Consider the following 7,711-nt stretch of genomic DNA (forward strand, 5'->3'; position numbering starts at 1 on the left):
TGTGAGATGGATAAGGCAAACCGGCGCTGGATTCCCTGGCTTGGCGTTCTGCTCGCGGCCGCCGCCGTTATCCCCTTCCTATCCACCCTGGGTCATGATTTCACTTGGGATGATCACACGATCATCGAGAGGAACCCGGGCACGGATCCCGGAACGCCCCTTGCAGAAAGTCTCCTGGCTCCGTATTGGCCTCCTCCAAGAGAATCCGGCCTCTACCGTCCGATTCCCATCCTGACCTATCGGCTCGGCCGAACCCTCTGGGGTCTCCATCCGGCCGGCTTTCACGCCCTCAACATTCTCCTCCACTTGCTGACCACCCTCGCCCTCTTTCGATTGCTCCTCTATCTTTTCTCGTCCAAAGATCTTTTCCCGGCCGCGGCGGCATCTTTTCTTTTCGCCGTTCACCCCCTTCATACCGAGGCGATTGCAGGGATCGTCGGAACCTCCGAACTCTGGGCGGCCCTCTGGGGAATTCTAGCCGCCTTCTTCTGGATCCGCGCCTCGCGCAAGGCGCCCCGGTATACCCTTTTACTGGCGTGGCTTTGTTGGATCCTCGCCCTCGCCAGCAAAGAGAGTTCGGCCGGCTGGCTTCTCATCGGTCTTGCCTACCGCATCGGCCTTCTGCCCCGGATGGAAGGTTCCACAATTCGTTCCCGGAGATTCTTGGATACCGGAATGGTCCTTATCTTTTTCGGATTCTTACTTCTCAGAGCCCATGTCCTGGGTAGCATTATCGGACTCTCTCCCCCCTCGCTCGTGGACAATCCCCTTGTCAATCTCTCCCTCATCGAACGGATCCCCGCCGCCGCGGGTCTCTGGCTGAAGGGTTTCTTCCGCCTCCTTTGGCCGTTCCACTTGATGCCGGATGCCTCTTTTGCGCAGACGAGACCGGCGATCACGCTGCCCCTCGATATCATCGCCACGGCGCTCCTCCTCGGCATCACCCTGACCGCGATGTTCCGAGGCCGGAGGGGAGAGTTGTGGGCCTGGGGATGGATTGCAGGGATCGCAACTCAATCTTTGACCATGAACATCCTTTTCCCCATCGGAACCTGTTATGCCGAGAGACTCTTTTATACCCCTTCCGCCGGTTATCTGGTCGCCTTGGTTTCCTTGGCCGCCGCGGCGGGACGGCGTTTTCATCTCCCCACTCCCACACTGCGGCATCCCGCCCTTTGGATACCGGTGGCCGGATGGGTGATTCTCCTCGGCGTCCTCTCCCACCGGCAGGCCCGGATCTGGGCCGATGACCTGACCCTCTTTCAATATGCGGCGCGCGTCGCCCCGAAGAGCGTGAAAGCTCAAACGAATTTGGCCGTGCAGGAATGGCATCGGGAAGACCTGGATGCCGCCGAAAAGTCTGTCAGAAGGGCTCTCGAAATAAAGGCTGATTATCCAGCCGCCGACCTTCTAATGGCCCGGATTGAAAATAAGCGGGGTGAACAAGAGGGAGCCCTCCAGCGGGTTCGGGAAACCCTAGCCACAGAACCCCAATATATGGAAGGATGGGTATTCTTGGGTGGTCTCTATATCGAGCGGGATGAATTGGCGGAAGCCCTCTCAGCCTACACCAGGGCCCATCAAATTGATCCCGGGGCGATCGATCCGCGTGTCGGCATCGCTTCAGCCTATGCGGGCCTGAAGCGTTGGAGCGAGGCCTTGCCCTGGTGGGAAGAGGCCCACCGGCTCGACCCCGGGCGACAGGACCTCCTCTACCCCTACGGCGTCACCCTCTGGCGGGAGGGGCGGCCGGATGAAGCCCAAGTGATTTGGAGGGAGGCCTTGGCCGGCGGAAATCGAGATCCTGAAATGCTCAATGATTTCGCCTGGCTGCTGCTCGAGAGGAAACAGGATCTGGAGATGGCGGAGGGGATGGCGCGCGAAGCCGTTCGAGAGCGGGACGATCCCAATTTTGTCGATACCCTGGTGCGTCTCCTCGTGGCCCGCGGGCGGGCCGCGGCCGCCGACTCGCTTGTCCGGGCGGCCGAATCATCCGGTATCGGCCCCGAGTGGACCGGCCGCTGGAAGGATTTACTCACCGCGCCGCCTCGTTAGGGGTTGGGGCGGAGACTTGCAAGACGACGAGGTTCTCATGGGATCACATACAAAATTTCCTATTCCGCTCTGGTCCATCCCCATTCTCCTGGGTCTCATTTTGCGGATTTTGTTTTTTGTTAGTGTTTGGAATGATCCGGTTTTTTTCCATCCGGTTCTTGAAGACAAGCTCCACTACGAAAGAGCGGTCCAGATTACAGAGGGGCAATTCCCCGAAGTGTCACTCCCCGGCGGCAGCTTCCTCTATCCGTATATCGCGGCCTCGATTTTCAACCTGGCCGGCAAGAGCCCTGAAGGATTGTTCTTTTTGCAGCTCCTCCTTGACTTGCTCAATATCTTTCTACTTTTCCGTCTGCTTGATGGATATGCGGGGAGCAAAGGGGCCTTGCTCGGAGCGTCCCTCTATGCCATCCACCCTCTCGCCGCTGTTTATATATTTAGAATGACGCCGCTGATTCCGGCCATAACTCTGTTCCTCCTTCTCGTCCCGAGGGCTCTTCCGTGGGGAGCTCGCAAAGAGAAAGCGACCGGGTGGAGATCGGATCTGGTCTCGGGTCTGCTGGCCGGCGTGGGAACGCTCCTAATACCCTTCCCCTTCATTCTTTTGGGCTTGCTGAGTCTCGTCCGCCGCTGGCGGCATGAAGCGCAGAAGAGCCGGGCGGCCGGCTTGTCGGCGGTTTTTGTCTTGGGATGGGTGGTGGTGACGGCGCCCGCGCTGTTTCACAATGCTTCATTGAAGGAAGGGGCTTTCACATTCGCCTGGACCGACGGCTATGGTTATTATCAGGCATTCGATCCGGAATCGATCGGCTCTCCCTGGAAGGTCGATCCCCCCGCCTGGAAGGGTCCCGAATATCTCCGGAGGGATGTCGGAGAGGAGATCGGCGCGATCGCCACCATGGGGGATGTCGAACGCTGGCACATGACCCGGGGAACACAGCGCCTGCTCGAATCACCGCTGCCTACCCTGGTGCTGTTCCTGCGCAAGGCCCTGCTCTCCATCTCCAAGGTGGAGATACCCGACCCGACACCAACGGCATGGGCCCTGCAAAACTGGGCGGCTCCCTTTAGCTGGGGTCTTTGGCTTTGGCCCTTCCTATTGGGGCTATTTTGCGTCGAGATGGTGGGCCGCGGTTTCAAGGAAAATCCAGCCTTTGCCATTCTGTTGGGGGTATTTGCGCTGGATCATCTTCTGGGCCCGGTCTCCGGCGCCTCACGCGCCTTCGCCCTTCCATGGATCGCCGGTTTTGCCGGCGTGGGCCTGATCAGCCTGATCAAGGGGTTGCGGGCCGGGACCTTCCGCCCTTTGATAATTCCCCTCCTGGCCGGTATCGTGGCGACGCTCCTCGCCTTCGTGGATCCGGGGGGCGCCGCGGGTGTCTTCAATCAGAAGGATGAATGCCTCAGGATCCAAGCGGAAGGAGAGGAAGCGGAAGGGGAGCGCCTGCACGCCATCCAGACCCTTCGCCTCGCGCTCAAGGAGAATCCGGGGAATCCGGAGATTCATAACGACCTGGGGACCTACTATGCCAGGGAATCCTTCATGGAGGAATCGGTTCAATCATACCAAAGCGCCCTGGCGATCGACTCCACCCACGTGGACGCCCTGGTCGGCATCTCCAATGTTCTAAGAGCCAGCGGCAACGCCGCTGAAGCCAAAGCGTATCTGGAGCGGCTCGTGTCCCGGCGCCCCCGCTCCCCCGTCTACCGGAATGAACTGGGGACCTTATACATTTCACTGGGATTGCTGCCGCAAGCCCGGCGCCAGCTCGAGGAAGCCGTCCGGCTGAGTCCCGACTACGCCATGGCCCTGGCCAATCTGCGTGTTCTTTCACAAATGGAACGCCAGATGGAAGAGCTGATGATTCCCGCCGAGATGAGCCTCTCCCCCGGTCATCGGCTCTATACTCTCAGCCGGGAGATGACGGCGGCCTTTGCCGCCGGCGATGCCGGCGCGCTTGACAGTCTGGCGGCGGTGGCGCGCTCGATCGAGCCGGGCCATGTTCTGCCCGATATCATGCAGGGGATTTTTCTTTCGCGCCGCGGTGAGGCGGAGGCGGCCCTCCCCTTCCTTCGACGGGCGAATGCGCTGGCTCCCGGCCGGGCGCACATCGTGCGAGAACTCGTGACCTGCTTGAGCCGGCTCAACAAGAACGATGAGGCGCTGGGGGCCATCGATGCGGCTTTGGAGGTTGCGGCCGATGAGCAGAACCGGTATCTCATTCTTTCCCTGAAAGAGGGTCTGAAGTAGGCCGTCATCATGGCATCGAAACCGGCCCCGTGCCGTTAACCGCCGATATAGGGCAGATTCATGAGGCCGGAGGTATCCGGCGAATCCTCCCGAAACAACTCCTCAAAGGCGGGGCCGTACCGGATGGGCTTCACCTTAAGCCGTTCCGGATCCAGAACCCCCTCCATGACGGCTCCATCCAAACCCTCAGGGACCTCCACACCGAGGAGATAGAGCAGGGTCGGCGTCACATCCATCAAATTGTGCCGGCGGCTGTTGAAACGATCCTGCCGCCCCTTGGCGACATCACGCCCTTGCAAGAGATAGATCCCCTCCATCTCGTGCCAGCCGCTGAGGGAAAACGAGACCGTGCCGACCGCTTCTTCCGGGGTCTCCGCTCCGGCCTCCCCGAGGGAAGCCCGGATGAGATCTTCCCATACAACATAATAGCCGGTGCTGGGTATCAATGTCAGGTCCGGTCCTTTGTCGGAGTACGGGCCGCGGAATGCCGAATCTTTTGTATAAGAAGCGGACAGGATCGCCTCCCCCGTGAGAGGATCCTTGGCGGCATCCAGCACTCTCTTCAGCTCGTCACGGATTTCAAGCTGGCGCTCGCGGGTCAGAAGCGCGTTGGGATCGCGCCCCTTGACGCGGACGTAGAGCCGCTCCCCGTCTGAGGGATGCAGGCAGTAGATCTCTTTGGAATTCTCTCTCAGAACCGATGATAATGTCTGCTGCTCAATATAGGGTTTGACCCGCAGTTCCCGCCGAATGGGCCCAAAACCATGATCGCTTACGAACAAGATATAATCTTGGGGGCCGGCCATCGCCAGGAATTCGCCGATTATCGCATCCATGCGAACCCAGAGATCGTGGACGACATCCCGGTACCGAACGACCTCATCTTCTTCATTGCGGGCGTCGAGCGGATCCATAAAACGCCAGAACATATGCTGAACGCGATCCACGGCCGTAAAGACCACCCAGAAGAGATCCCAATCCTCCTTTTGATAGATCTTTTGGACGGCCGTCCAGCGGGCTTCCATGACGTCACGGATGTGGGTCCGAATCGAATCTTCCTTGCCGGCGACAAGATTCATCTCCATCTCATCGAGGATATATCCCTGAAGTTCCTTCTCCAGTTCCGGGGGATATGTATAAAGAACCTTATCGACATGCGGGAAACCGGAAACCATCACCCCATCCATTTCTTCGGGGGGATCGGTCATTGGAATATTGATAAAAGCTGATCGTTTCCCCTTCCCCTCCAGCATCTTCCAAATGGGCGCCGCCTTCCGGTTGCCAGCTGTTTCGGTGATGATAATATTCCCCTGCGGCAGCCGCCGTTGAAAATCAAAAATGCCGTGACGGCCGGGATTCACCCCCGTGATCGCGGAGGTCCAGGCGGGCGGCGAGAGGTAGGGAATGATCGAGGATAGATCGCCCCAGGCCGCATCGCTGCGGAATTGGGCGAGATTTGGCAGATCACCGGCCTCAATCCATGGATCCAAGATGCTCCAGGTGGCGCCATCAAGACCGATAACGAGAATTTTAGGTTTCTCCCCGCCCCCGCAACCGGTCATGAACCCGATGGAAAAGGCCACCAGAAGAGCACAGAAGATAGAGACAAGAAGGATCCTATGGGAATTCGGCTGCATTGATTATCCGCCTTTCCATGCCTGTCATGCATCCCGCCATCTCATTCTATCAGAGAAGGGCTGCCTTTTGTGAATCCCCGCCATTTCAAAAACAAAATAGGAAGAGGGTGGGGGTTTCAGCCGCCCCACCCTCTTCTCATAAGTCCTCTGGACATTAAACGAAGACCGAAGGTTTGATACCCGGCTCGTCTCCCTTATTGATACGTCCGCTTGATTGAGCCCCAGGTCGTTTGCTGTACCGGCACATAACAAGGATCTGGATTCTTACACGTAACCCATTGCCCATTAAGGAACGAACCATCTGCGAGCGTACAATCTTCCATGGTCAGAATGAGGCAGTTTGGATCCCCTTCTTCCATGACGGGAACACAACAAGGACCATATGCAGTGCCCCCGACGCTGAAGACGGGATAGCTCGTAAAAGTATCCGTCTGAGGATTGGAGCCGCAATCCACAACCACACCACCCTGGACAGGATGTGCTCCCAGAGCCACATACCCGGCATTGTAGGAGTAACACCCGAAGTAGAACACCGGTTGAAGATGCTCATAGAAACAACCGGGCGCCCAGCTGACAGCAGCCCCCCTGGTACCGGGACCATTTGGCCAGCCCGAGGTATAAATGGGGAGTGGGATCGCAGCGCCTCCAGGAGCAATCGGCCCCCAGAAATCGATTGAAGTAATATTCTGATAGGCGGTAGGAATTCCAAAAACGATCGTGTTAAAATTCGGTGTATTTTCAGGTGGAGAGACGACGATAAGCTGAAACCACTCCACACCACCTGCATCAGGTGTCGCAGTGGGAGAAAAATCCGCGGCATTTGCTGGAATGGTGATGGAACCGAATATATCCCCATTAGTTTCAATTCCATCAACATTGCCGTGAACTGCCAGGTAAACTCCTTCATTCGGACCAGCCAAGATCAAGCTGGGCAAGGTCAAGAGTACCGCGACAAAACTAACTAAAAGGATCCTCCTCATAATCAAACCTCCCGTATTTCACCTAAGGTCTCAACCTTCCAGGCCCGGCCGGCCAAAGAGGTATTGAATCTCCTCTTCTCCGTCAGGATACTCTCGATCCACTGTGGACAAAAGGCGATCTGTTCAATGATGAGCCGCCTCTCGATCGTGGCAGCCTTCTCACGCCAGGAATTTAGAGCACCCGGTTCAATGGCGCAAGGGAATTTTATCCTGATTTTTTCATTACTTAGGCTTACCGGGATAGCCCCAATGAAATCGATGAAGGGCTTCCCCCCCTCAATTCAAGTATAGGCGTCAAAGCGCAAGCGGCCAGTCCATGAGAGGAGGATGATTCCATCATGCCACCTCTCTTCTGTCGGACCCGAATTCAAACCGGAAAAGCCCTTGGATCAGAGCCGCTGTCGCGTGAGAGCCCCTCTGCATTCATCGTGTCCGGCAGGAGAGATCTGAACATCCACATGAAATGAAGGCCCCCACCTCAAAGAGGCGGGGGCCTTTGCTAGAATTTTGCTGGGCGCCATCCGCTGATCGCGGAGACGTTTCAAGTCATCGGCTTACCGATAGATATTCTTGATGCTACCCCAAGTGGTCTCATTGGTCGGGGTCTCCGTCGGGCACGGATTGTCCGGCTCGCAGGTCCCACCATACCAGTCACCACCCTGAGCGATACAATCGACTTCGAGCAGCATCACGCAGGACGGGCCAAAGCAGCAGGCGCCCGGTTCGGGTCCGCTACCAGGACAGATCGGGTTAGCACCTTCCATCACACCTAACCCCTCGAACAGATC

General features: G+C 57.7%; 5 protein-coding genes. 2 read left to right on the plus strand and 3 right to left on the minus strand.

The features are described 5' to 3' along the window. Positions 1 to 6: 6 nt before the first annotated feature. Positions 7 to 2,055 carry a tetratricopeptide repeat protein gene (locus KJ970_02285; GenBank protein ID MBU2689726.1) on the plus strand — a complete coding sequence of 683 codons (2,049 nt, stop codon included), beginning with the start codon at positions 7 to 9 and terminating at the stop codon, positions 2,053 to 2,055. A gap of 37 nt (positions 2,056 to 2,092) precedes the next feature. Continuing rightward, a complete protein-coding gene (locus KJ970_02290) occupies positions 2,093 to 4,306 on the plus strand; it encodes a tetratricopeptide repeat protein (protein MBU2689727.1) in 2,214 nt (737 codons plus the stop codon). Between the two features lie 35 nt (positions 4,307 to 4,341). Here KJ970_02290 and KJ970_02295 read toward each other — a convergent pair whose 3' ends face one another. From KJ970_02295 to KJ970_02305, 3 genes are all read right to left on the minus strand, one after another. Beyond that, on the minus strand, positions 4,342 to 5,943 hold the full coding sequence (locus tag KJ970_02295; protein MBU2689728.1) for an alkaline phosphatase family protein: 1,602 nt from the start codon (positions 5,941 to 5,943) through the stop codon (positions 4,342 to 4,344). A gap of 194 nt (positions 5,944 to 6,137) precedes the next feature. Continuing rightward, positions 6,138 to 6,923 (minus strand): hypothetical protein, encoded by a 786-nt coding sequence (locus tag KJ970_02300; GenBank protein ID MBU2689729.1) that lies wholly within the window; start codon positions 6,921 to 6,923, stop codon positions 6,138 to 6,140. Positions 6,924 to 7,477: 554 nt separating this feature from the next. Then, positions 7,478 to 7,711 (minus strand): hypothetical protein (locus tag KJ970_02305; protein ID MBU2689730.1); only part of this gene is annotated, 234 nt, incomplete at its 5' end.

This window comes from Candidatus Eisenbacteria bacterium (genome assembly GCA_018831195.1).
GTDB lineage: Bacteria > Eisenbacteria > RBG-16-71-46 > CAIMUX01 > JAHJDP01 > JAHJDP01.

Coding starts and splice junctions, on each gene's coding strand:
- KJ970_02285 (MBU2689726.1), top strand. CDS start 7: ATGGATAAGGCAAACCGGCGCTGGATTCCCTGGCTTGGCGTTCTGCTC.
- KJ970_02295 (MBU2689728.1), bottom strand. CDS start 5,943: ATGCAGCCGAATTCCCATAGGATCCTTCTTGTCTCTATCTTCTGTGCT.
- KJ970_02290 (MBU2689727.1), top strand. CDS start 2,093: ATGGGATCACATACAAAATTTCCTATTCCGCTCTGGTCCATCCCCATT.
- KJ970_02300 (MBU2689729.1), bottom strand. CDS start 6,923: ATGAGGAGGATCCTTTTAGTTAGTTTTGTCGCGGTACTCTTGACCTTG.